Source organism: Aestuariivirga sp., assembly GCF_046093005.1.
Classification (GTDB): Bacteria; Pseudomonadota; Alphaproteobacteria; order Rhizobiales; family Aestuariivirgaceae; genus Aestuariivirga.
On the sequence record NZ_JBJTER010000125.1, the window covers coordinates 1 to 21,909 of the forward strand.

Annotated in this window: 23 protein-coding genes; 19 read left to right on the top strand and 4 right to left on the bottom strand. The window is 68.1% G+C overall.

Going from position 1 to position 21,909, the window contains the following annotated elements; all coding sequences use genetic code 11:
• Positions 1–43: 43 nt before the first annotated feature.
• The 4 genes from fdhF to ACKOED_RS10850 all read right to left on the bottom strand — a co-directional run bounded on the left by fdhF (position 44) and on the right by ACKOED_RS10850 (position 5,928).
• Positions 44–2,920: a formate dehydrogenase subunit alpha gene (gene fdhF, locus ACKOED_RS10835; RefSeq protein ID WP_408916609.1), complete on the bottom strand. Its 2,877-nt coding sequence runs from the start codon at positions 2,918–2,920 to the stop codon at positions 44–46.
• A 14-nt stretch (positions 2,921–2,934) separates the two neighbouring features.
• Positions 2,935–4,467 (bottom strand): formate dehydrogenase beta subunit, encoded by a 1,533-nt coding sequence (locus ACKOED_RS10840; RefSeq protein WP_408916610.1) that lies wholly within the window; start codon positions 4,465–4,467, stop codon positions 2,935–2,937.
• Positions 4,464–4,955, bottom strand: coding sequence for a formate dehydrogenase subunit gamma (locus ACKOED_RS10845; protein ID WP_408916611.1), 492 nt, complete (start codon positions 4,953–4,955; stop codon positions 4,464–4,466). Before ACKOED_RS10845 ends, ACKOED_RS10840 begins: the two co-directional genes overlap by 4 nt.
• A 79-nt stretch (positions 4,956–5,034) precedes the next feature.
• Complete coding sequence (locus ACKOED_RS10850; protein WP_408916612.1) at positions 5,035–5,928, bottom strand: LysR family transcriptional regulator; 894 nt, start codon at positions 5,926–5,928, stop codon at positions 5,035–5,037.
• Positions 5,929–6,056: 128 nt separating this feature from the next.
• On the opposite strand from ACKOED_RS10850, the gene ACKOED_RS10855 reads away from it, so the two are divergent.
• The 19 genes from ACKOED_RS10855 to ACKOED_RS10945 all read left to right on the top strand — a co-directional run bounded on the left by ACKOED_RS10855 (position 6,057) and on the right by ACKOED_RS10945 (position 21,849).
• Positions 6,057–6,644 carry a hypothetical protein gene (locus tag ACKOED_RS10855; protein ID WP_408916613.1) on the top strand — a complete coding sequence of 196 codons (588 nt, stop codon included), beginning with the start codon at positions 6,057–6,059 and terminating at the stop codon, positions 6,642–6,644.
• Entirely contained in the window at positions 6,526–7,809 is a 1,284-nt protein-coding gene (locus ACKOED_RS10860; RefSeq protein ID WP_408916614.1) for a DNA-packaging protein, read from the top strand. Before ACKOED_RS10855 ends, ACKOED_RS10860 begins: the two co-directional genes overlap by 119 nt.
• Positions 7,810–8,130: 321 nt before the next feature.
• Positions 8,131–9,261: a phage portal protein gene (locus tag ACKOED_RS10865; protein WP_408916615.1), complete on the top strand. Its 1,131-nt coding sequence runs from the start codon at positions 8,131–8,133 to the stop codon at positions 9,259–9,261.
• Between the two features lie 123 nt (positions 9,262–9,384).
• Complete coding sequence (locus ACKOED_RS10870; protein ID WP_408916616.1) at positions 9,385–9,888, top strand: HK97 family phage prohead protease; 504 nt, start codon at positions 9,385–9,387, stop codon at positions 9,886–9,888.
• A 3-nt stretch (positions 9,889–9,891) separates the two neighbouring features.
• Positions 9,892–11,109 (top strand): phage major capsid protein, encoded by a 1,218-nt coding sequence (locus tag ACKOED_RS10875; protein WP_408916617.1) that lies wholly within the window; start codon positions 9,892–9,894, stop codon positions 11,107–11,109.
• A 7-nt stretch (positions 11,110–11,116) separates the two neighbouring features.
• Complete coding sequence (locus ACKOED_RS10880; protein WP_408916618.1) at positions 11,117–11,680, top strand: head-tail connector protein; 564 nt, start codon at positions 11,117–11,119, stop codon at positions 11,678–11,680.
• Entirely contained in the window at positions 11,677–12,081 is a 405-nt protein-coding gene (locus ACKOED_RS10885; RefSeq protein WP_408916619.1) for a DUF3168 domain-containing protein, read from the top strand. The genes ACKOED_RS10880 and ACKOED_RS10885 overlap by 4 nt, the downstream gene beginning before the upstream one ends.
• 12 nt (positions 12,082–12,093) lie before the next feature.
• Complete coding sequence (locus ACKOED_RS10890) at positions 12,094–12,507, top strand: phage major tail protein, TP901-1 family (protein WP_408916620.1); 414 nt, start codon at positions 12,094–12,096, stop codon at positions 12,505–12,507.
• A 10-nt stretch (positions 12,508–12,517) separates the two neighbouring features.
• Positions 12,518–12,835 (top strand): gene transfer agent family protein, encoded by a 318-nt coding sequence (locus ACKOED_RS10895; RefSeq protein ID WP_408916621.1) that lies wholly within the window; start codon positions 12,518–12,520, stop codon positions 12,833–12,835.
• A complete protein-coding gene (locus ACKOED_RS10900; RefSeq protein ID WP_408916622.1) occupies positions 12,832–13,017 on the top strand; it encodes a phage tail assembly chaperone in 186 nt (61 codons plus the stop codon). Before ACKOED_RS10895 ends, ACKOED_RS10900 begins: the two co-directional genes overlap by 4 nt.
• A complete protein-coding gene (locus ACKOED_RS10905; RefSeq protein ID WP_408916623.1) occupies positions 13,014–13,562 on the top strand; it encodes a phage tail tape measure protein in 549 nt (182 codons plus the stop codon). The genes ACKOED_RS10900 and ACKOED_RS10905 overlap by 4 nt, the downstream gene beginning before the upstream one ends.
• Before the next feature lie 2 nt (positions 13,563–13,564).
• A complete protein-coding gene (locus ACKOED_RS10910) occupies positions 13,565–14,188 on the top strand; it encodes a TIGR02217 family protein (RefSeq protein ID WP_408916624.1) in 624 nt (207 codons plus the stop codon).
• Positions 14,185–15,054, top strand: coding sequence for a DUF2163 domain-containing protein (locus ACKOED_RS10915; RefSeq protein WP_408916625.1), 870 nt, complete (start codon positions 14,185–14,187; stop codon positions 15,052–15,054). Before ACKOED_RS10910 ends, ACKOED_RS10915 begins: the two co-directional genes overlap by 4 nt.
• A 114-nt stretch (positions 15,055–15,168) precedes the next feature.
• Positions 15,169–15,603: an NlpC/P60 family protein gene (locus ACKOED_RS10920; protein ID WP_408916626.1), complete on the top strand. Its 435-nt coding sequence runs from the start codon at positions 15,169–15,171 to the stop codon at positions 15,601–15,603.
• Positions 15,603–19,484 carry a glycoside hydrolase/phage tail family protein gene (locus ACKOED_RS10925; RefSeq protein WP_408916627.1) on the top strand — a complete coding sequence of 1,294 codons (3,882 nt, stop codon included), beginning with the start codon at positions 15,603–15,605 and terminating at the stop codon, positions 19,482–19,484. Before ACKOED_RS10920 ends, ACKOED_RS10925 begins: the two co-directional genes overlap by 1 nt.
• Positions 19,477–20,640, top strand: a complete 1,164-nt coding sequence (locus tag ACKOED_RS10930) for a DUF2793 domain-containing protein (RefSeq protein WP_408916628.1) — start codon at positions 19,477–19,479, stop codon at positions 20,638–20,640. Before ACKOED_RS10925 ends, ACKOED_RS10930 begins: the two co-directional genes overlap by 8 nt.
• The gene (locus ACKOED_RS10935) at positions 20,637–20,855 is read left to right on the top strand and encodes a hypothetical protein (protein ID WP_408916629.1); all 219 of its coding nucleotides are present in this window, start codon (positions 20,637–20,639) and stop codon (positions 20,853–20,855) included. Before ACKOED_RS10930 ends, ACKOED_RS10935 begins: the two co-directional genes overlap by 4 nt.
• An 8-nt stretch (positions 20,856–20,863) precedes the next feature.
• On the top strand, positions 20,864–21,391 hold the full coding sequence (locus ACKOED_RS10940) for a lysozyme (RefSeq protein WP_408916630.1): 528 nt from the start codon (positions 20,864–20,866) through the stop codon (positions 21,389–21,391).
• Complete coding sequence (locus tag ACKOED_RS10945) at positions 21,388–21,849, top strand: 3TM-type holin (RefSeq protein WP_408916631.1); 462 nt, start codon at positions 21,388–21,390, stop codon at positions 21,847–21,849. The genes ACKOED_RS10940 and ACKOED_RS10945 overlap by 4 nt, the downstream gene beginning before the upstream one ends.
• The last annotated feature ends 60 nt before the right edge of the window (positions 21,850–21,909 follow it).

Here is a 21,909-nt window from a genome sequence, read left to right on the forward strand (position 1 = left end):
ATCTGATTGGCCATATGGTGCAGCCGCGCCAGGTCCACTTTTGCTACTCCGCCGGTTCGCGCGCCACGCGGCGGCTGCGCTCGGCCCAGCTGGCATAGCTTTCCTGCCAGTCGGTCGGCCCATTGCTGGGCATCACCTGGACAGCGGTAACCTTGTATTCCGGGCAATTGGTGGCCCAGTCGGAATATTCGGTGGTGATCACGTTGGCGCCCGACTCGGGGTGGTGGAAGGTGGTGTAGACCACGCCTTGCGGCATACGGTCCGAGATCCGGGCGCGCAGCGTGGTGGCGCCGATGCGGCTGGTGATCGACACCATGGCGCCGTCCTCGATGCCGCGCAGCTCCGCGTCATGCGGGTGGATTTCGAGAATGTCCTCCTTGTGCCAGGCGACATTGGCGGTGCGCCGCGTCTGGGCGCCCACATTATACTGGGAGAGGATGCGGCCCGTGGTCAGGATCAGCGGGAAGGAACGGTTGGCGTGCTCTGGCGTGGGCACGAATTCGGTGACCGCGAAGCGGCCCTTGCCGCGCACGAAACCGCCGACATGCATGAGCGGCGTGCCCTCCGGCGCCTTGTCGTTGCAGGGCCACTGCACCGAGCCCAGACGGTCCAGCTTCTCGAAGGAGACGCCCGCGAAAGTGGGCGTGAGGCGGGCGATCTCGTCCATGATCTCGGAGGCGCTGGCGTAATGCATGGGATAGCCCATGGCGGCCGCCAGTTCGGAGACCACCTGCCACTCCTGCTTGCCCTGCAGCGGCGCCTTGACCTGGCGGACCCGGTTGATGCGGCGCTCGGCGTTGGTGAAGGTGCCGTCCTTCTCGAGGAAGGAGGTGCCCGGCAGGAACACATGGGCGAAGGCGGCGGTCTCGTTCAGGAACAAATCCTGCACGACGACGCAGTCCATGGCGCTCAGCGCCTCGGTCACGTGCTTGGTGTTGGGATCCGACTGCGCGATGTCCTCGCCCTGCACGAACAGGCCCTTGAAGGTGCCCTCCACCGCCTCGTTGAACATGTTGGGAATGCGAAGCCCCGGCTCATTGTCGAGCTGGGTCTGCCACACCGTCTCGAACATGCGGCGCACGATGTCGTCGTTCACATGGCGGTAGCCCGAGAACTCGTGCGGGAAGGAGCCCATGTCGCAGGAGCCCTGCACATTGTTCTGTCCACGGAGCGGATTGACGCCCACCCCGTCGCGGCCGACATTGCCGGTGAGCATGGCGAGGTTGGCCATGCCGATCACCATGGTGGAGCCCTGGCTGTGCTCGGTCACGCCAAGGCCGTAATAGATCGCGGCGTTGCCGCCGGTGGCGTAGAGCCGGGCCGCGGCGCGAAGCTCCGCCGCCGGCACGCCGGTGACGCCCTCGGTGGCTTCCGGTGAGTTGCGCTCCTCGCGGATGAAGGCCTCCCAGCGGGCGAATTCGGCGGGCTCGCAGCGCTCCGCCACGAAGGCGCGGTTGGCGAGGCCCTCGGTGACGATCACATGGGCCATGGCGTTGATCACCGCCACGTTGGTGCTGGGCTGCAGCTGCAGGTGGTGGGCGGCGCGGATGTGCGGCGATTCCACGAGGTCGATGCGGCGGGGATCGATCACGATCAGCCTGGCGCCCTGGCGCAGCCGCCGCTTCATGCGCGAGGCGAACACCGGGTGCCCATCGGTCGGGTTGGCGCCGATCACCACGATCACGTCGGCGGCGGCCACCGATTTGAAGTCCTGGGTGCCGGCCGAGGTGCCGAAGGTGCGGGAGAGCCCATAGCCGGTGGGCGAGTGACAGACCCGCGCGCAGGTATCGACATTGTTGTTGCGGAAGGCGGCGCGGATCATCTTCTGCACCACGAAGACTTCCTCGTTGGTGCAGCGCGACGAGGTGATGCCGCCGATCGACCCGCGGCCGTGCTTTTCCTGGATGTCCCGGAAGCGCGAGGCGGCGTGGCCGATGGCCTCCTCCCAGGAAACTTCCTTCCACGGATCGGTAATCCGTTCACGGATCATCGGCTTCAGCACCCGGTCCTTGTGGGTGGTGTAGCCCCAGGCGAAACGGCCCTTGACGCAGGAATGGCCCTCGTTGGCGCCGCCGTCCTTGTAGGGCACCATGCGCACCACCTGGTCGCCCTTCATTTCGGCCTTGAACGAGCAGCCGACCCCGCAATAGGCGCAGGTGGTGACCACCGAATGCTCGGGCTGGCCCATGTCGATCACCGATTTCTCGGACAGCGTCGCGGTGGGGCAGGCCTGCACGCAGGCGCCGCAGGAGACGCATTCAGAATCGAGGAAATTCTCGTCCATGCCGGCCGAGACGTGGCTGGCGAAGCCGCGGCCGTCGATGGTGAGCGCGAATGTGCCCTGCACTTCCTCGCAGGCCCTGACGCAGCGCGAGCACACGATGCACTTGGCCGGGTCGAAGGTGAAATAGGGGTTCGAGTCGTCCTTGGGCTGATAGCGGATGTTCTCCGCGCCATCGGCGCGCTTGGCGAAGACGTGGTTGTCGCCCTCATAGCCGTAGCGCACGTCGCGCAGGCCAACGGCGCCCGCCATGTCCTGCAACTCGCAATCGCCGTTGGCGGCGCAGGTGAGGCAGTCCAGCGGATGGTCCGAGATGTAGAGCTCCATCACGCCCTTCCGGAGCTGGGCGAGGCGCTGCGTCTGGGTCTTGACCTTGATGCCGGGGGCCACGGGCGTTGTGCAGGAGGCCGGCGTTCCCTTGCGGCCCTCGATCTCGACGAGGCAGAGGCGGCAGGAACCGAAGCTCTTGAGCGAGTCGGTGGCGCAGAGCTTGGGGATCTTGGTGCCGAGCTCCATCGCGGCGCGCATGATCGAGGTGCCCTCCGGCACCGTCACCTCATGGCCGTCGATTTCCAGCGTCACCATTTTGGCCGCCGTTGAGGCGGGCGTGCCGTAGTCGGTTTCCTTGATGAGCGTCATGGCGATCCGTGCTCCTATTCGGCGGCAAGCCGCGCCGGCTTGTCGAAATCCTCGGGGAAATGCTTCACCGCGCTCATCACCGGCATCGGGGTGAGCCCGCCCATGGCGCAGAGCGAACCGTCGGTCATGGTCTGGCAGAGGTCGGACAGCAATTCGAGATTGGCCTCGCGGTCCTGGCCGGCGACGATTTTGTCGATCACCTCGACGCCGCGGGTCGAGCCGATGCGGCAGGGCGTGCACTTGCCGCAGGATTCGACGGCGCAGAATTCCATGGCGAAGCGGGCCTGGGCGGCCATGTCCACCGTGTCGTCGAACACCACGATGCCGCCATGGCCGACCATGGCGCCGGCGGCGGCGAAGGTTTCATAGTCCATGGGCATGTCGAGGCGGCTCGCCGGCAGATAGGCGCCGAGCGGGCCACCCACCTGCACGGCGCGCAGGGGCCTTCCCGAACAGGTGCCGCCGCCGAAGCCTTCAATCAGCTCACGGAGCGTTACGCCAAAAGCCTTCTCGACGAGGCCGCCGCGCCTGATGTTGCCGGCGAGCTGGAAGGGCAGCGTGCCGCGCGAGCGGCCCATGCCGTAGTTCCTGTAGGCCGCGCCGCCCTCGGCCAGGATGAACGGCACGGCGGCGAAGCTCAGCACGTTGTTGATCACCGTGGGCTTGCCGAACAGGCCCTCGAGCGCCGGAATGGGCGGCTTCGGCCGCACCATGCCGCGTTTTCCCTCAAGGCTCTCCAGCATGGCGGTTTCCTCGCCGCAGATATAGGCGCCGGCGCCGCGCCGGACCTTGAGCCAGAAGGATTTATCCGTACCCTGAATATTGCCGCCCAGCCAGCGGGCGGCGGTGGCGGCGTCGATCGCCTCGTTCATGGCGGCGATGGCGTCCGGGTATTCCGAGCGGATGTAGACGAAGCCCCTGGTGGCGCCCACCGCGAGCCCGGCGATCGTCATGCCCTCGATCAGCATGAGCGGGTCGCCCTCCATCACCATACGGTCGGCGAAGGTGCCGGAATCGCCCTCATCGGCGTTGCAGCAGATATATTTCTGGTCCGCCTCGGCGTCATGGACGGTTTTCCACTTGAGGCCGGTCGGGAAGCCCGCGCCGCCGCGGCCGCGCAGCCCCGAGTCCGTCACGTCCGCGACGATCGCCGCGCCCGGGAGGCCCAGCGCCTTCCCGAGGCCCTGGAAGCCGCCATGGGCCACATAATCAGCCACCGAAACCGGGTTGGTGAGGCCGCAGCGGGCGAAGGTGAGGCGCTCCTGGTTCTTCAGATAGGGGTGCTCGGCAATGTCGCCGAGGCGGAGCGGGTGCGGCCCGCCGCGCTGGAAGCCCGCCGCGATCAGCGACGCGACGTCCGCCGCGCCGACCGGGCCATAGGCGATGCGGCCTTCCGGGGTTTCGACTTCGACCATGGGCTCGAGCCAGAACAGACCGCGCGAGCCGTTGCGGACCACCTCAAACCCGGCGGCGGCCAGTGCCGCGGCGACCTCATCCGCGCCCACCGAGCGGGCCGCCGAATCGCGGGGGACAAAAATCCTGCTCATGAGCGGCACGCCGCGGCGATCGCTTCGAACTTCGCCGCATCGACCCGGCCCACCAGCTTTCCATCCACCATGATGGCCGGGGCCAGGGCGCAATTGCCGAGGCAATAGACCGGCTCGACGGTGATCGCCCCGTCGGCGGTGGTGCCGCCCATCCTGACGTTGAGGAAACGCTCGATCATGGCGGCCAGCTCATTGCCGCGCATCGACTGGCAGGCCTCGGCCCGGCAGACCTTGATGACATGGCGGCCAGCGGGCTCGCGCCGGAAATCATGGTAGAAGGTGACGACGCCATGGACCTCAGCCCGCGACAGGTTCAGCGCCTTGGCCAGGGCGGGCAGCGCCGCCTCCGGGATGAAGCCCAGATCTTCCTGAAGATCGTGCAGGATTTCCAGCAGGGCATCAGGCCGGTTGCCGTAACGCAAGGCAACTTCCCGGGCGGCGGTGGCCTCGCACAGGCTGTGGTCGGCGGGGGTCATTAATCCGGACATGTCCAGTTTATGGCGCAGTCCGCGTGTAAATTCCAATTGACAGCCCCTATGGGGCCATAGGCGGCGCTGATTGGCCGCCCTAGGACCTGACTTCGCGGGCCACCGCGAACAGCGCGGCAATGAGGGGGGAGAGCGGCTCGCGCGGCAGGCCCACAAGACCCACCTTGTGCTCGACCCGGGGCTCTTCCAGCGGCACCGCCTTCATGCCCTCGAGCCGGCCCAGCACATTGATGAAATATTCCGGCATGATCGAGGAAAGCCCCATGGACCGGACCGAGGCCAGCAGGTTCATGATGGAATTGGTCTCGAGCCGGGGCGAGGGGTGGACATTGGCGGCGGCGAAGGCGCGGTCGACGATGCGGCGGTTCTGCATGTTGGGGGTGAGCAGGCACAAGGGCTCCAGGGCGGCCTCCGCCCAGGTGACCGAGGGTTTGTCCGCATACGGAGAATTATCGCCCACGAACAGGCAGTAGCGCTCGACATAGAGCGGGTGCTGCTTGAGGCCCTCGACCGGCTCGTTGTCGAGATAGGTGATTCCGGCCTCGATCGCGTGGTCATGGAGGTTGCGGAGGATTTCCTCCGAGGACTGCGAGAGCACCGTGAACTCGACGCGGGGGTGCTGGCGCTCCATGGCGCTGGTGAGCAGCGAGACCATGGGAAGGGCCGAGGGAATGACGCCCAGCACCAGCCGGCCGACGAGTTCGCCTTTTTTCGAGCGGATGGCGCCCAGCTCCTGCTGCAGCGACTGCCAGTTGTCGAGGATGAGATGGGCCCATTTCAGCACCCGCTCGCCTTCCGGCGTGAGGCCGATGAAACGCTGGCCGCGCTCGACGATGGGAACGCCCAGCTCCTGCTCCAGCTGGCGGATGCGGCCCGACAGCGTGGGCTGGGTCACATGGCAGGCCTGGGCGGCGCGGGTGAAGTGCTTCTCGCGCGCCAGCGCCGCGAGATATTGGAGCTGCCGGATATCCATGGCGGCAGCAATAGCCGCCGCCAGCCCGGCCTCAAAGGCAAAAGAAAATTCCTTCAGTTGGAAAATAGTCCTTGACAGCGTACGCTCGGCCGGGTATGAAAAGGCATACTCCACAATTGGGTCACGAGATGAGCGGCGCAGGCGATGAACCGGCGCCCGCGGCCTTTTGGGCAAGGCTGCGGGAGCGTTACGAGAATGGAATCGAAAGCCTTACGGCGCTGGCCGCCGAGGCGGGCGTCAGCCGCCAGGCGCTGGTCAGCCGCGCCCGCGCCGACGGCTGGAAGCTGCGAAACGCCTCAGGCGCAAACAAAAAACCGCAAGGCACGCGCGGCACGCTGATGCGCTTCAAGGCGCTGCTGCAGCAAAGGCTTTCCGAATTCGAGGCGCAGATCGGCTCGCTCTCCGCCGAGGCCAATGCGGCGACGAGCGAACGCGACATCCGCGCCATGAACACCATGGTGCGCACGCTGGAGAAAGTTCTTGAGCTCGAACGCAAGGAACGCGCCCGCCGCAGCGCCAGGCGCAAACATGAGCGGCGCTTCGATGACGCCGAGCGCGAGGCGCTTGCGGACAAGCTTGCGGGACTGCGCCGCGAACTTGTCTCCGGGCGAGATCGCGGCGGTGCTGGCGCGCCTGCCGGACGGCGCGCTGAAGGAGATGAACCGGGACTGGCGCCATTGGGGCCGGGACCAGCAGCTGCCGCCGCCGGGGAATGACTGGCGCAGCTGGCTCATCCTTGGCGGCCGCGGCGCCGGCAAGACCCGCGCCGGGGCCGAATGGGTGAAGGCGCAGGCGCTGGGCCTCTGGAGCGGCGGCGTTCCGCAGGCCGCGCGCATCGCCCTTGTCGGGCCCACGCTTTCACAGGCGCGCGCCGTGATGATCGAAGGAAAATCCGGCCTGCTCGGCATCCATATGGAGGACGAGCGGCCGCGCTATGAGCCTTCGAAACGGCTGCTGACCTGGCCCAATGGCGCCATCGCCCAGGTGTTTTCGGCCGATGAGCCGGACAGCCTGCGGGGCCCGCAGTTCGACGCCGCCTGGTGCGACGAGCTCGCCAAGTGGCGGCTCGCCCAGGAGGCCTGGGACATGCTGGCCTTCGCGCTGCGGCTGGGCGAGGCCCCGCGCGCGGTGATCACCACCACGCCGCGGCCGGTGCCGCTGCTGAAGGCGCTGCTGGCCGACCCGGCCACGGCGGTGACGCGCAGCACGACCTTCGACAATGCCGCGCATCTGGCGAAGAGCTTTCTCGCCGATGTGACCGAACGCTACGGCGGAACCAGGCTCGGACGCCAGGAACTTGATGGCGAACTGATCGACGACGACCCCGACGCGCTGTTCCGGCGCGCGCTCATCGAGCAGGGCCGGGTGCGCCAGGCGCCGGAGCTCACCCGCGTGGTGATCGCCGTCGACCCGCCGGCAGGCCATGGGCACAAAGCCAATGCCTGCGGCATCGTCTGCGCCGGGCTTGGCCGGGACGGCAACGCCTATGTGCTCGACGATCATACGCTCATCCGCGCCAGGCCCATCGCCTGGGCGAGGCGGGTGGTGGCGCTCTACCACGCGCGCGACGCCAGCCGGGTGGTGGCCGAGGTGAACCAGGGCGGGGCCATGGTGGAACAGATTTTGCGCGAGGTCGATCCTGGGCTGGCGTTCCGCGCCGTTCACGCGACACGGGCCAAGCGGGCCCGCGCCGAGCCGGTGGCCGCGCTCTATGAACAGGGCCGGGTGCGCCATGTGGGCGCGTTCCCGGAACTCGAGGACGAGATGTGCAGCGTGATCGGCGAAGGCGGCAAGAGCCCTGACCGCCTCGATGCGCTGGTGTGGGCGGTGAGCGAATTGCTGCTCCGGCGCCGCGCCGAGCCGCGGGTGAGGGTGGTGTAGGCGCTCTCGCCGCGCTGTTCCGAAAGTTTATTTTGAAAGACCGACGTGCCGGCCCGTCAGCCGCGTGCGCCCGCTTTCGTCCTCTCCCGCCTGCGGGAGAGGAAGGGGCCCCAACGAAGTTGGGGGAGGTGAGGGCATCGGCCAGCCTCGGGAACAGGTTGCCCTCATCTACCCGTTGCGTGCCGCAACGGGGCCCTTCTTCTCCCGCAAGCGGGAGAAGACGAAGAATGCGCGATGCGGCACCCCGCCAGATCGCCACATGCTTACCGCCCGGCTTTCTCTGAGCCGGGCTTTTTGTTTCATAAAAGTGGGTTTGACGCCATGATCGTAGAAGCCATCCGCCGCGCGCTGTTCCGCGAAACCAAGCGATCGGCCACGGGGCCATTGATCGCGCTTCACCAGCTGGGCCAGCCGCAATGGACGCCGCGCAGCTACGAAAGCCTGGCGCGGGAGGGATTTTCCGCCAATGCGGTGGGCTACCGCGCCGTGCGGATGATCGCCGAGGCGGCGGCCTCGCTGCCGTGGCTCGTCTATGAGGGCCAGCGCGAGATTGACGATCACCCGCTGCTGGGCCTGCTCGCCGCGCCAAACCCCGGCCAGCCGGGCCGCGAATTCGCCGAGCAGCTCTATGGCTTCCTGCTGGTGAGCGGCAACGCCTATGTCGAGAAGGTGGAGATCGACGGCGCCCCGCGCGAACTTTACGCGCTGCGGCCGGACCGGATCAAGGCGGTGGCGTCCGCCAATGGCTGGGCGGAAGCCTATGAGTATTCCGTCAACGGACAATCGGCGCGGCTGGCGCGGGCTGGCGTTTTGCATCTCAGGCTGTTCAACCCGCTCAACGATTACTACGGCCTGTCGCCGCTCGAGGCGGCAAGCCGCGCCATCGACACCCACAACGCCGCCTCCGCCTGGAACAAGGCGATGCTCGACAATTCGGCGAGGCCCTCGGGCGCCCTTGTTTATGGCGCGGCGGACGGACAGCTTACGCCCGAGCAATTCGAGCGGCTGAAGACGGAACTCGAACAGAGCTACCAGGGCTCGGCCAATGCCGGCCGGCCGATGGTGCTGGAGGGCGGGCTCGACTGGAAGCAGATGGGCTACAGCCCCAAGGACATGGAATTCACCGAAACCAAGAACGCCGCGGCGCGCGAGATCGCGCTGGCCTTCGGGGTGCCGCCGATGCTGCTCGGCATTCCCGGCGACAATACCTTCGCCAACTACATGGAGGCGAACCGCAGCTTCTGGCGCCAGACCGTGCTGCCGATGGCCAGCCGCGTGGCCGAGGCGCTGACCGGATTTCTGGGGGAGAAGCGCTTCCGGCTCTCTCATGACCTCGACCAGGTGGAGGCGCTGGCCGCCGACCGCGAGGCGCTGTGGGCGAGGCTCGGCAAGGCGGACTTCCTCACCGGCGAGGAGAAGCGCGCCGCCGTTGGCTATGGCGCGAAGGGTTAAGGGGCGGAAGATACCGCCTTTCCGTCATGCCGGCGCGGGCTGGCATTCAGCTGCTTTGTAACCAAGCTGGACCCCGGCTTTCGCCGGGGTGAGGCCATTTTCGTAAACAGGAGTGACGAAGGAATGCAAACCCGCCGGGAAGAAAGCCGGCTGGGGCAGCCGCTGTGCGCCTGCCCCGGCTCTGGTGTGTTCGTGGGCTATGCGAGCCTGTTCGGGCGGCGCGACCAGGCGGGCGACATCGTGATGCCCGGCGCCTTCACCGGAACGCTGAAGCGGCGGGGGCCTCAACATGTGCGCATGCTGTTCCAGCATGACGCCGCCGAGCCGGTGGGGAGCTGGCTCGAGCTGCGCGAGACCGGCAAGGGCCTTTATGTAACGGGCCGCCTCGACGGCAATGTGCAGCGCGGCCGCGAGCTGTTCTCGCTTCTCGAAAGCCGGGGCCTCGACGGGCTGTCGATCGGCTTCCGCACGCTGAAAGCGCGGCGCGACCGCGCCCAGGCGGCGCGGCTGATCACCGAGATCGACCTGTGGGAGATCTCGCTGGTGACGTTCCCGATGCTGGACGGCGCGCGGGTTTCGCATGTGCGGGCCGCCGCCGAGAAATTCTTCAACCTTGGAAAGGACTAGACGATGGACACAGGACTTGAGACGAAAGTCGCCTTCGGCGACATGATGCAGGCTTTCGAGGCCTTCAAAGCCGCCAATGACGAGCGGCTGGCGCAGATCGAAATGCGGATGAGCGCTGATGTGGTGACCGCCGAAAAGGTGGACCGCATCAACCGCGCGGTGGACGAGGCCAAGGCGCGGCTCGACGAGCTGACGCTGAAGGCGAGGCGGCCGCAGCTTTCCGGCGAGGCTGACAAGGGGCCGCTGGCCCGCGAGCACAAGCAGGCCTTCGACAGCTACGTGCGGAAAGGCGAGGCGCATGGCCTTGCCGCGCTCGAAGCCAAGGCGATGTCGGTCGGCTCCGGCGCCGATGGCGGCTTCCTGGTGCCGCCGGAGGTCGAGGCCGAGATCGGGCGCAGGCTTTATGCCAGCTCGCCGATCCGCGCGATCTCCAGCGTGCGCCAGGTATCGGCCGCGCTCTACAAGAAGCCGTTCTCGACCAATGGTCTTGCCACCGGCTGGGTGGGCGAGACGGCGGCAAGGCCCGAAACCGCCTCGATCACGCTGGCCGAGCTGAACTTCCCGGCGATGGAGCTCTACGCCATGCCATCGGCCACCCAGACGCTGCTCGACGATACGGCGGTGAACATCGACCAGTGGATGGCCGAGGAAGTGCAGCTGGTGTTCGCCGAGCAGGAAGGCATCGCCTTCACCACGGGGAACGGCGTCAACCGGCCCAAGGGCTTTCTCGATTACACGAAGGTCGCGGACGCCAGCTGGACCTGGGGCAACATCGGCTATCTGGCAACCGGAGTCGCCGGCGCTTTTGCCGCGACCAACCCATCCGACCGGCTGGTCGATCTCGCCTACAGCCTGAAGATCGGCTACCGGCAGAACGCCACCTGGGTGATGAACCGCCGCACCCAGAGCGCCATCCGCAAATTCAAGGACACGACCGGCAATTATCTGTGGGAGCCGGCGGCCAGGCCCGACGGCAAGGCGACGCTGATGGGCTTCCCCGTGACCGAGGCCGAGGCGATGCCGGACATCGCCGCCGATTCCTTCGCGCTGGCCTTCGGCGATTTCGTCAATGGCTATCTGGTGGTCGACCGCATCGGCCTCAGGGTGCTGCGCGATCCCTATTCCGCCAAGCCCTATGTGCTGTTCTACATGACGAAGCGCGTGGGCGGCGGCGTGCAGAACTTCGAGGCCATCAAGCTGATGCGGTTTGCGGTGAGCTGACGCAGCCATGCCAGCGATCCTTCTCACCGCGCCGGCGGCCGAGCCGGTGACGCTTGCCATGGCCAAGGCGCATCTGCGCATCGGCCATGGCGACGACGACCAGGCGATTACAACGCTGATCGCCGCCGCCCGCCGGGTGGCCGAGGCGAGAACCGGGCTCTGCTTCATCACGCAGGCCTGGCTCTGCCTGTTCGACGCCTGGCCGGAGGACCTGACGGTCCGGCTGCCGGTGGCGCCGCTTGCGGCGATCACAGAAGTTGCGGTGTTCGCGGCCGACGGGGCCAAGGCGGTGCTCGCCCCGGCGCTCTATGTGGCCGACCTCGCCTCGCGGCCGCCGCGCCTGGCGCCCGTCAATGGCGTCTGGCCTTCGCCGGGGCGGGCGCTGAATGGCATCGGCATCACCGTGACGGCGGGCTTCGGTGCTGCGCCTGAATCGGTGCCGGAGCCGTTGCGCCAGGCGGTGCTGCTGCTGGTGGCGCATTGGTATGCGCATCGCGGCGACGAAGCTGCGCCGCAGGTGCCAGCCAGCGTCATGGCGCTGCTGGCGCCCTACCGCGCGGTGCGCCCGTGAGCGGCGGCTTCGAGCTTCTCGAGGCGGTGCGCGCGGCGCTGCTGGCGCATGCGCCGCTCACCCAGCTTTTGGGCGGCGCTCATGTCTATGAGGAAGTGCCGCGCGGCGCGCCTTCCTCCTTCATCGAATTCGCGGGCCTCGAAACCCGCGACTGGAGCACGGCGGACCAGGCGGCGCATGAGCATATCCTGACGCTCGCCGTGCGCACCAACAGCCGCAGCCGCAAGCTGGCGCAGCAGCTGGCCGATGCCGCCGAAACCGTGCTTGACGGCGCGGCGCTGAATGTGGCGGGGCACCGGCTGGTCAATCTGAGCGTGGTGTTCCGGGCCGTGGCGCGGGGCCCGAGCAGCCCGGGCTTCAGCGCAAGCCTGCGGCTGCGCGCCGCAACGGAACCATTATAGGAGACACACACCATGGCCGCACAGCGCGGACGCGATTTGCTGCTGAAGATCGATTCGACCGGCACCGGCAGCTTCCAGTCGGTGGCGGGCCTGCGCAGCAATGCGATCAGCTTCAATGCCGGCGCGGTGGACATCACCCACCAGGAATCGGCCGGCCAGTGGCGCGAGTTGCTGGCCGGCGGCGGCGTCAAATCCGCCGCGGTCCGCGGCTCCGGCATTTTCAAGGATGCCGCGTCCGACGCCACCATCCGCAGCTGCTTCTTTTCCGGCGCTGTCCGCGCCTGGCAGCTGGCGATCCCGGATTTCGGGGTGATCCAGGGCCTGTTCCAGATCGCCAGCCTGGAGATCGGCGGGCGCCACGACGGCGAAGTGACCTTCGACCTGGCGCTCGAATCGGCGGGCGAGATTTCCTTCACCGCCATCTGAGGAGAAAGCCATGGCCAACCGTCACCGCGGTGAGATCGAGGCCGAGCTTTCGGGCCAGCGCTATGTGCTGTGCCTGACGCTCGGCGCGCTCGCCGAAATCGAACATGCCTATGGCGGCGAGGATCTGATCGCCATCGCCCAGCGCTTCGAGAGCGGCAAGATCGGCGCTTCCGATGCGATCAGGGTGATCGGCGCGGGGCTGCGCGGTGCTGGCAACCAGGTGAGCGACGCCGAGGTGGCGCAGATGACGGTGGAGGGCGCCGCCGCGGGCTTTCTCGCCATCGTCGTCCAGCTGCTGCGGGCCACATTCGCGGGCGAGCCGCCGTGAGCCGCCGTTTTCCGTGGGCCGCCTTCATGCGGACGGGGCTCGGCACGCTGAAGCTGCCGCCCGCCGCCTTCTGGGCCGCAACACCGCGCGAAATTGCCGCCGCGCTGTTACCGCCCGCCCCGGACGGCCCAAGCCGCGCCGGGCTTGAAGACCTCCTGACACTTTTTCCGGATGACACATGAGCGAAAACATCGAACGCAAGAGCCGCGAGGCCGCCAGCCTTAAAGCGCAGATGCAGGACATCGACCGGCTGGCCGAAAGCGCCGGCAGCCGGCTGGTGACCGCCTTCGCCAGCGCGGCGATCCAGGGCCGCAACCTTTCCGATGTGATGAAGGGGCTGGCCCTGTCGCTGGCCCGCATGGCGCTGTCGCAGGCGCTGCGGCCGCTGGGCCAGATGCTGGGCGGGCTCGCCGGCAACCTCATTCCCAATGCCGCGGGCAATGTCGTGGCGCAGGGGCGGATCGTGCCTTTCGCCGATGGCGGCATCGTCAATTCGCCGACGCTCTTTCCGCTGCAGGGCGGCGCCGGGCTGATGGGCGAGGCCGGCCCCGAGGCGATCATGCCGCTGGCGCGCGGCGCGGACGGCAAGCTCGGCGTGCGCGGCGGCGGCGGCGTCAATGTGACCGTCAACATCGCCACGCAGGATGAGCAAAGCTTCACCCGCGCCCAGTCCCAGGTGGCGGCGCTGATCGCCCGCGCCGTGGCGCGTGGCCAGAGGAACCTCTGAGCATGAGCTTCGACGATGTGCGCTTTCCAACCGCCATTTCGCGCGGCACCTCCGGCGGGCCGATGCGCCGCACCGACATCGTGATGACGGCCTCGGGCGGCGAGGAACGCAACAGCCGCTGGGCCAATTCGCGGCGCCGCTACAACGCGGGCTTCGGCGTCAAATCGCTCGACGACATTCACGCGGTGATCGCGTTCTTCGAGGCGCGCAACGGCAGGCTGCGCGGCTTCCGCTGGAAGGATCATGCGGATTTCAAGTCCTGCGCGCCCTCCGCCAATGTCTCGGCGCTCGACCAGTCGATCGGCGCCGGCAACGGGACGGCCGTCAGCTTTCAGCTGGTCAAGCGCTATGGCGCGGGGCCCGGCGCCTATCTCCGCACCATCACCAAGCCGGTGGCCGGCACCGTGAAGGTGGCGGTGGCGGGCGCCGAGACCGCGGCGTTTCTGGCCGATCCGCTGACCGGGCTCGTTCAATTGACCGCGCCGCCGCCGGCTGGCGCGCCGGTGACCGCGGGCTTCCAGTTCGACGTGCCGGTGCGCTTCGATACCGACGAACTGCGCATCAACCTGGCGCAATTCGCGGGCGGCGACATCCCCGACATTCCGGTGATCGAGATCCGCGCATGAGAACGCTGCCGCAAGGCCTTCAGGAGCATCTCGCCGGCGGCGCCACCACGCTGTGCCACTGCTGGCGGCTGGAGACCCAGGCCGGTGAGGCGATGGGCTTCACCGACCATGACCGCGACCTGGTTTTCGAGGACACGCTGTTCGAGGCCGATTCCGGCTTCACCGCGACCGAGATCGATTCATCGCTCGGCCTGTCGGTTGACAATCTTGAGGCCTCCGGCGCGCTTTCTTCGCCGCGGCTCTCCGAGGCGAGGCTCGCCGCCGGCGATTTCGACAATGCCGCCATTGCGCTGTGGCGCGTCAACTGGCGCGACGTCAGCCAGCGGGTGCTGCTGAAGCGCGGCAATCTGGGCGAGGTGACGCGTGGGCGGGATTTCTTCGTGGCCGAGCTCCGCGGCCTCGCCCATGTGCTGGACCAGCCGATGGGGCGCCTGTTCCAGAATGGCTGCGACGCGGTGCTGGGCGACCAGCGCTGCGGCGTGGCGCTCGCGGCGCTGAGCGTGGCGGCGCAGGTGATCGCCTGCGCGGCGCGGCTGACCATCCAGGCCTCCGGCGCGCAAGCCTTCGCGGCGGGTTACTTTGCCGGGGGCACCGCGCGGTTTCTCACCGGCCCCAATGCCGGAAGGCCGAGCCAGATCAAGGCCCACCGCGTGGACGGCGGGACCGTCAGCCTCGATCTGTGGCAGGCGCTCGCCTATGAGCCGCTGCCGGGCGACCAGATGACGCTTGCGCCCGGCTGCGACAAGCAGCTTGCGACTTGCCGGGACAAATTCGCCAATGTGACGAATTTCCGCGGCTTCCCGCACATGCCGGGCGACGACGCGGTGATGCGCTACGCGCTGCGGACCAAGAAGTCGAAGGGTTAGGGGCGGCGGCCGAAGAGGACCCCCGGATCAAATCCGGGGTGATGAGACGGCGATAAACCCGCCGTGCCGGAACGCGACAGCGGCATTCCATTTTTTCTTTCAGGACAGACCATCATGCCGACACGGCAACAGATCGTCGCCGCGGCGCGCGGCTGGCGCGGCACGCCCTACCGCCATCAGGCGAGCCTCAAGGGCGTTGGAACCGACTGCCTGGGCCTCATCCGCGGGGTGTGGCGCGAGGTGATGGGCCCCGAGCCCGAAACCCCGCCCGGCTACCGCCCCGGCTGGGCCGAGATGGGCGGCGGCGAAGCGCTGGCGGAAGCGGCGCGCCGCCACCTCGTTGAAATTCCGTATACGGACTTTAAAGACGGCGACGTGCTGCTGTTCCGCTGGCGGAGCGAGCTGCCCGCCAAGCATGCGGGCATCGCCGTATCCGGCCAATCCCTGGTGCATGCGCAGGAGGGCGCCGCCGTCTCGGAGATCGCGCTTGCCCCGTGGTGGCGGCGGCGGATCGCCTTCGCTTTCCGCTTTCCGGGAGTGACCGGCTGATGGCGACGGTCGTTCTGCAGGCGGTCGGCGCCGGTTTGGGAACCATGCTGGGCGGCCCATTGGGCGGCATGATTGGCCGCGCCATCGGGGCGCTGGCGGGAAGTTTCGTCGATCAGAAACTGTTCGGCGGCTCCGAAACCCGCGAGGGCGCGCGCCTTTCCGACCTCCGGGTGATGGCGTCATCCGAGGGGGCGCCGATTCCGCGGCTGTGGGGCGGCATGCGGGTGGCGGGCCAGGTGATCTGGGCCACCGATTTCGAGGAAAAGCGCCAGACCGATACGGTGGGCGGCAAGGGCGGCGGCGGCGGCGGCCAGAAGGTCCGCAGCTATACCTATTTCGCCAATTTCGCGGTGGCGCTTTGCGAGGGCGAGATCGACCGCATCGGGCGGGTATGGGCCGATGGCAAGCCGTTCAGTCTCGACGATGTGACGGCGCGCGTTTACACGGGCAGCGAGAGCCAGGCGCCCGATAGCCTGATCGTGGCCAAGATGGGCGCCGCCAATGCCCCGGCCTATCGCGGAACCGCCTATATCGTGTTCGAGCGCCTGCCGCTCGCCGATTTCGGCAACCGCCTGCCGCAGCTCACCTTCGAAGTCTTCCGCGGCACGGACAGCGCCGCGAGCCATGTGCGCGCGGTGAGCATCATCCCCGGCTCGACCGAGTTCGGCTATGACACAAAGGTGGTGCGGCGGCGGCTGGGGCCGGGCGTCACACAGTCCGAGAACGCGCATGCCTCCGCCAAGCGCAGCGATTTCAACGTCTCGCTCGACGAACTGACCGCCACCTGCCGCAACGCCGGGGCGGCGGCGCTGGTGGTGGCGTGGTTCGGCACCGATCTGCGGTGCGGCGTCTGCGCCATCAGGCCCGGCGTCGACAATGCCGAGAAGGACACCTACCCCGGGGACTGGACGGTGAACGGCGTGAGCCGGCCGGACGCGCATCCGGTCAGCTTCGACAACGGCGGCCCCGCCTATGGCGGAACGCCGTCAGACGCCTCGGTGATCCGCGCCATCCGCGAACTCAAGGACCGCGGCCTCAAGGTGATGCTGCATCCCTTCGTGCTGATGGACGTTCCACCCGGCAACGGCAAGCCCGACCCCTATGGCGGCCCCGAACAGGCGCCTTATCCCTGGCGCGGACGGATCACCGCATCGGTTGCCCCGGGCCGGCCCGGATCGCCCGACAAGACCGCCGCGATGAGCGCCGAGATCGCCGCCTTCGTGGGCCAGGCCCAGCCGCGGCATTTTTCGGCCGCTGACGACACGGTGACCTATGGGGGCCCGGCGGAGTGGAGCTTCCGGCGCCTGATCCTGCATTATGCGAAGCTCTGCGAGCTGGCGGGCGGCGTTGACGCCTTCCTGATCGGCAGCGAGTTGCGCGGCCTCTCCACGCTGCGCGCCGAGGCCAATCAGTTTCCCTTCGCGGCGGCGGTGACAAGCCTCGCCGGCGAGGTCAAGGCGATCCTGCCTTCCGCGCGGGTCTCCTACGGCGCCGACTGGACCGAGTATTCCGGCCACCAGCCGGCCGACGGCAGCGGCGATGTGTTCTTTCATCTCGATCCCCTGTGGTCATCGCCGCAGGTCGATTTCATCGGCATCAACAACTACATGCCGCTGGCCGACTGGCGCGACGGCAATCAGCATGCTGATTATCTGGCCGGCGCCAAATCCATCCACGACATCGCCTATCTGAAAAGCAACATCGCCGGCGGCGAGGGTTTCGACTGGTACTACAAGAGCCAGGAGGACCGCGTGGCCCAGCGGCGCACGCCGATTGCCGACGGGGCCCATGGCAAGCCCTGGGTGTTCCGGCCGAAGGACCTGAAAAGCTGGTGGTCCAATCCTCATTATGACCGGCCGGGCGGCGTGGAACGCCCCACACCCACCGGCTTCGCGCCGCAGTCCAAGCCTATCTGGTTCACCGAGGCGGGCTGCGCCGCCATCGACAAGGGCGCCAATGAACCCAACGCCTTCCTCGACCCCAAATCATCCGAGTCACGGCCGCCGGTTTTCTCGACGGGCCTGCGCGACGATCTGATGCAGAGCCGGTTCCTGGCGGCGGTCGATCAATACTGGTCGGCGACCGGCAGCCACAATCCGGTGTCCGGCGTTTATGGAAAGACCATGGTCGACCCGGCCCGCATCTTCCTGTGGGCGTGGGACGCGAGGCCTTATCCGCAGTTTCCGGCGCGCGCCGACATCTGGTCCGACGCGGCCAACTACGCGCGCGGCCACTGGCTCAACGGCCGGGTGGGCGCCTTGCAGCTTGGCGGCCTGATTGCCGCGGTGGCCGCCGCCTATGGCTCTGACGGCGCCGACACCGGCGACGTCGATGGCGTGCTGCATGGCTTCATGATCGACCGGGTGATATCCGGCCGCGAGGCGCTGCGGGGGTTGATGACGGCCTTCGCGGTCGATGCGGCGGACAGCGGCGGCGGCTTGCGTTTCTTCATGCGGCGGAACGCCCCTGAAACCGGCATCGCGGCCGATCTCCTGGCCGAGCTTCCGGGCGGCGCGCCGCTTTATGCCATCAAGCGGGCGCAGGAAACCGAACTGCCGGCGGCGATCAAACTCTCTTACATGGAAGCCGGGCGCGATTACCGTCTCGCGGTGGTCGAAGCCAGGCATGAGGGCGGGTCGAGCAAGCGCGACGGGCTTCTGGAGCTGCCCGCCGCCGTGGAGCAGGACCAGGCGCAGAAATGCGCCGCGATCGCGCTGCACGACGCCTGGGCCGGGCGGGAAACGGCGGAATTCGCGCTGCCGCCCTCCTTCCTGGCGCTGGAGCCGGGCGACGCGCTGACGCTTGAGCTGGACGGGGGCGCCTACAGCTTGCGCATCGAGGAAGTTTCCGACGGCGCGGCGCGGAAGATCCGTGGACGGAGCTTCAACCGCGCGGTCTATCAGCCGGGCGGCGCGGCGCCGCGCGCGCCCGAGGCCGAGACGCCGGTGCTTTATGGCGCGCCCGATGCGCTGTTGCTGGACCTGCCGCTCGCCGAAGCCGCCGAACCCTATCTGCCGTGGATCGCCGCGATGGCGGACCCCTGGCCGGGCGGGCTCGCGCTGTACCGCCAGACCGGCGCGGCCGCCACCGAATTCAACCGCGAGATCGATCTTCCCGCCGCCATGGGCACGCTGATGAGCCCGCTTGCGGCGGCGCCGCCCGGAGGCTTCGACCGGGCCGCCAGCCTCACGGTGCGCATGGCGGCGGGCGAATTGTTTTCGGTGACCGACGAGGAACTGCTGCAGGGCGCCAATCTGGCCGCCGTCGGGAGCATGGCCACGGGCTGGGAGATCATCCAGTTCGGCAAGGCGGAGCTGGCCGGCGCGCAGACCTACCAGCTCTCCAGGCTGCTGCGCGGGCAAATGGGATCGGAACCCGAGATCAGGACGCTGCGTAACCCCGGCGAGCGCTTCGTGCTGCTCGACCAGGCGGTGGTGCAGCCGCAACTGCCGCTGTCGCAGGCCGGGCTTGAACACAGCTGGCGCGTGCTGGCGGCGGATTCGGAATTCGGCGAGGCGGAAGTCTCGATCACCCACCGCCCGGCAATGCTGGGCCTGAGGCCCCTGTCGCCGGTGCATCCCGGCGCCGTGCGGTCGGGCGGCGATCTCATGCTGAGCTGGATCCGCCGCACCAGGATCGGCGGCGACAGCTGGGACCTCGAGGAAGTGCCGCTCGGCGAAGAAAGCGAGCGCTACCGGCTGGAGATCCTGTCGGGCGCCAGCCTGAAGCGCAGCCTGACCCTCACCGAACCCCGCTATCTTTACACCGCCTCGGAGATCGCCGCCGATCTGGCGGGCGCCAGACAGTTCACGCTGCGGGTGGCGCAGCTCTCGGCAACCTTCGGCCCCGGGCCATTCCTCGAAAGGATCATCGATGTCTGACACGCCGCTTCTCGGCCTGCCGCTGCTTGCCGCGGCGCAGGCGCAGAAACACATCACGCACAACGAGGCTTTGCTGCTCATCGACGCGGCAACCCAGCTTTCAGTGGTTTCACGCGGGCTGGCGAGCCCGCCCGCCACGCCGCCCGACGGCGCGCGCTATCTGGTGGGAACCGGCGCCGCGGGCGCATGGGCGGGCGCCGATGGCCGCATCGCCGTTGCCCAGGGCGGCGGCTGGGTGTTCCTAAGCCCAAGGGCCGGCTGGCGCATGTGGGTGGAGGCGGAGGCGCGCTTCGTCATCTTCAATGGCGCGGCGTGGATCGATCCGTTCGCCGTCACTGAGTTTGCGAACCTCGCGCGTGTCGGCGTCAACGCCACGGCGGATGACACCAACCGTCTCGCGGTCGCGGCGGCGGCCACGCTGTTCAACCACGCCGGCAGCGACCATCGCCTGAAGCTCAACACGACCGCCGCCGCCAACACCGCCTCCCTGCTCTACCAGACCGGCTTCGGCGGGCGCGCCGAAATGGGGCTCACCGGCAGCGATGATTTCCGGATCAATGTGAGTGCTGACGGCGCGCAGTGGAAGACAGCGCTGGTGATCGACCGCGCCAGCGCCGCGGTGAGCCTGCCCAATACGCCGCCGCCTGAGCTGTTCAACCAGGCGCTGACCGGACAGGGGCCGGGCTTTGCGGCTGACACCTATCTCGCCGGGTCCGGCATCGTGCTTCCGCCGGACCGGCTCAGAGCCGGCACGCGCTATGGCCTTGTCTTCGATGTCACCAAGACGGCGGCGGGAGTCGCCGCGCCGGTTCTGACGCTGCGCCTTGGCGCTGCCGGAACCCTGGCCGACGCGGCGCTCGCGCAACTGGCCTTCCCGGCCCAGACGGCCGCCGCCGATGAGGGGCGCTTCAGCCTCGACGTGACCTTCCGCAGCGTGGGCAGCGGCACCGCCGCGGTGGTGCAGGCGGTGGCCGCGCTCATTCATACCCAGGCCGCGGCTGGCCTTGCCAACAGCCCCGGCCCGGTGCGGCGCGCCACCTCCGCCGGCTTCAACAGCACGGCCGCCAACGCGGTACTGGGGGTTTCGGTCAATGCCGGGGCGGCCGCCGCCTGGACGGTGAGCCTGGTCCAGGCGCGGCTCGAGAACCTGCAATGACCAGCATCGAACGCGATGTCGGCGCGCTCGAGGCGCGCATGCAGATGGTCGAGCAGGAAATCCACGCCATGCGCGAGGATGTGCGCGAGATCCGCGATGCGCTGGTGACGGCGCGCGGCGGCTGGAAAACGCTGACCCTGGTGATCGGCGTATCGATCTGGCTCGGCGCGCTGCTGGCGCGCGCGCTGCCGGTGATCCTGAACAACAGGCTGTGAGGTTTAAGATGAGACTGACGGAAGAGGGCCTGGCGCTGATCCGCCGCTTCGAGGGTTTTCGCGAAACGGCATATCGCTGCCCGGCGGGGGTGTGGACCATCGGCTATGGCCATACCGCGCAGGCGGGGCCGCCCAAGGTGGCGGCGGGCATGAAGATCAGCGAGGCGGAGGCGCGGCGCATTCTGGCGGCTGACGCGGAGCGCTTCGCGGATGAGGTGCGGAAAGCGCTGACCCGCGAACTGAGCGATGCCCAGTTCTCGGCTCTCGTGAGCTTTGCGTTCAATGTGGGAGGAGGAGCGTTCCGCAGCTCTTCCGTGCTGGCGGCGGTCAATGCCGGGCGCCTTGCGGACGTGCCGGAGCGGCTCCGCCTGTGGGTGAAGGCCGGAGGCCGGGTGCTGCCCGGCCTTGTCAGGCGGCGCGAGGCGGAAGCCGCTTTGTTCATGTCCGGCGTGGAGGCGCCGCCGCGGCGCTCATGGCTCGCGGATCTGCTCACGGCGTTGTGGCGGTTCATGACAACAGGATGGGAGAAGCGATGATGGTGGTTCCAGCGGGAATTGCGGCGCAACTGGCGATGGGGCTCGTGCAGGGCCCGGTGACGAAGATCCTCGAGGCCTATGTCTCGGACCTTGAATTGCGGCGCAAGCTTGCCGCCGAGATCGAGAAGCAGGCGCTCACCTATGCGTCGCGCAACGCCGAGCTGGGCGCTGGCGTGGTGATGGCCGAGGTCAAATCCGAACACTGGCTGAGCCGCAGCTGGCGGCCCTTGCTGATGCTGCTGCTGATGGGCTTTCTGGTGCTGGTGGGCCTGGTGCTGCCGCTGGCCGACCTCGTGGCGGGGCGGACGATTCCCTTCGCGCCGCGCTGGCAGGCGCTGCCGCAGGGGTTCTGGGATTTCCTGGCGGTGGGCATGGGCGGCTACATTGGCGGCCGGTCTCTCGAGAAGGTGGCGGATGCGGTGTCGAAGCGTACCTCTAAGCGACCGCCGAGGACTTAAGCTTTCATTCATGTGGGGTTCAGCTAGAAGGCGCTAACAGGAGCGCAACAAGGATGATGT

Coding starts and splice junctions, on each gene's coding strand:
- ACKOED_RS10840 (WP_408916610.1), bottom strand. CDS start 4,467: ATGAGCAGGATTTTTGTCCCCCGCGATTCGGCGGCCCGCTCGGTGGGC.
- ACKOED_RS10875 (WP_408916617.1), top strand. CDS start 9,892: ATGGACACAGGACTTGAGACGAAAGTCGCCTTCGGCGACATGATGCAG.
- ACKOED_RS10940 (WP_408916630.1), top strand. CDS start 20,864: ATGAGACTGACGGAAGAGGGCCTGGCGCTGATCCGCCGCTTCGAGGGT.
- fdhF (WP_408916609.1), bottom strand. CDS start 2,920: ATGACGCTCATCAAGGAAACCGACTACGGCACGCCCGCCTCAACGGCG.
- ACKOED_RS10880 (WP_408916618.1), top strand. CDS start 11,117: ATGCCAGCGATCCTTCTCACCGCGCCGGCGGCCGAGCCGGTGACGCTT.
- ACKOED_RS10855 (WP_408916613.1), top strand. CDS start 6,057: ATGAGCGGCGCAGGCGATGAACCGGCGCCCGCGGCCTTTTGGGCAAGG.
- ACKOED_RS10850 (WP_408916612.1), bottom strand. CDS start 5,928: ATGGATATCCGGCAGCTCCAATATCTCGCGGCGCTGGCGCGCGAGAAG.
- ACKOED_RS10935 (WP_408916629.1), top strand. CDS start 20,637: ATGACCAGCATCGAACGCGATGTCGGCGCGCTCGAGGCGCGCATGCAG.
- ACKOED_RS10945 (WP_408916631.1), top strand. CDS start 21,388: ATGATGGTGGTTCCAGCGGGAATTGCGGCGCAACTGGCGATGGGGCTC.
- ACKOED_RS10915 (WP_408916625.1), top strand. CDS start 14,185: ATGAGAACGCTGCCGCAAGGCCTTCAGGAGCATCTCGCCGGCGGCGCC.
- ACKOED_RS10910 (WP_408916624.1), top strand. CDS start 13,565: ATGAGCTTCGACGATGTGCGCTTTCCAACCGCCATTTCGCGCGGCACC.
- ACKOED_RS10845 (WP_408916611.1), bottom strand. CDS start 4,955: ATGTCCGGATTAATGACCCCCGCCGACCACAGCCTGTGCGAGGCCACC.
- ACKOED_RS10895 (WP_408916621.1), top strand. CDS start 12,518: ATGGCCAACCGTCACCGCGGTGAGATCGAGGCCGAGCTTTCGGGCCAG.
- ACKOED_RS10890 (WP_408916620.1), top strand. CDS start 12,094: ATGGCCGCACAGCGCGGACGCGATTTGCTGCTGAAGATCGATTCGACC.
- ACKOED_RS10920 (WP_408916626.1), top strand. CDS start 15,169: ATGCCGACACGGCAACAGATCGTCGCCGCGGCGCGCGGCTGGCGCGGC.
- ACKOED_RS10870 (WP_408916616.1), top strand. CDS start 9,385: ATGCAAACCCGCCGGGAAGAAAGCCGGCTGGGGCAGCCGCTGTGCGCC.
- ACKOED_RS10925 (WP_408916627.1), top strand. CDS start 15,603: ATGGCGACGGTCGTTCTGCAGGCGGTCGGCGCCGGTTTGGGAACCATG.
- ACKOED_RS10930 (WP_408916628.1), top strand. CDS start 19,477: ATGTCTGACACGCCGCTTCTCGGCCTGCCGCTGCTTGCCGCGGCGCAG.
- ACKOED_RS10905 (WP_408916623.1), top strand. CDS start 13,014: ATGAGCGAAAACATCGAACGCAAGAGCCGCGAGGCCGCCAGCCTTAAA.
- ACKOED_RS10865 (WP_408916615.1), top strand. CDS start 8,131: ATGATCGTAGAAGCCATCCGCCGCGCGCTGTTCCGCGAAACCAAGCGA.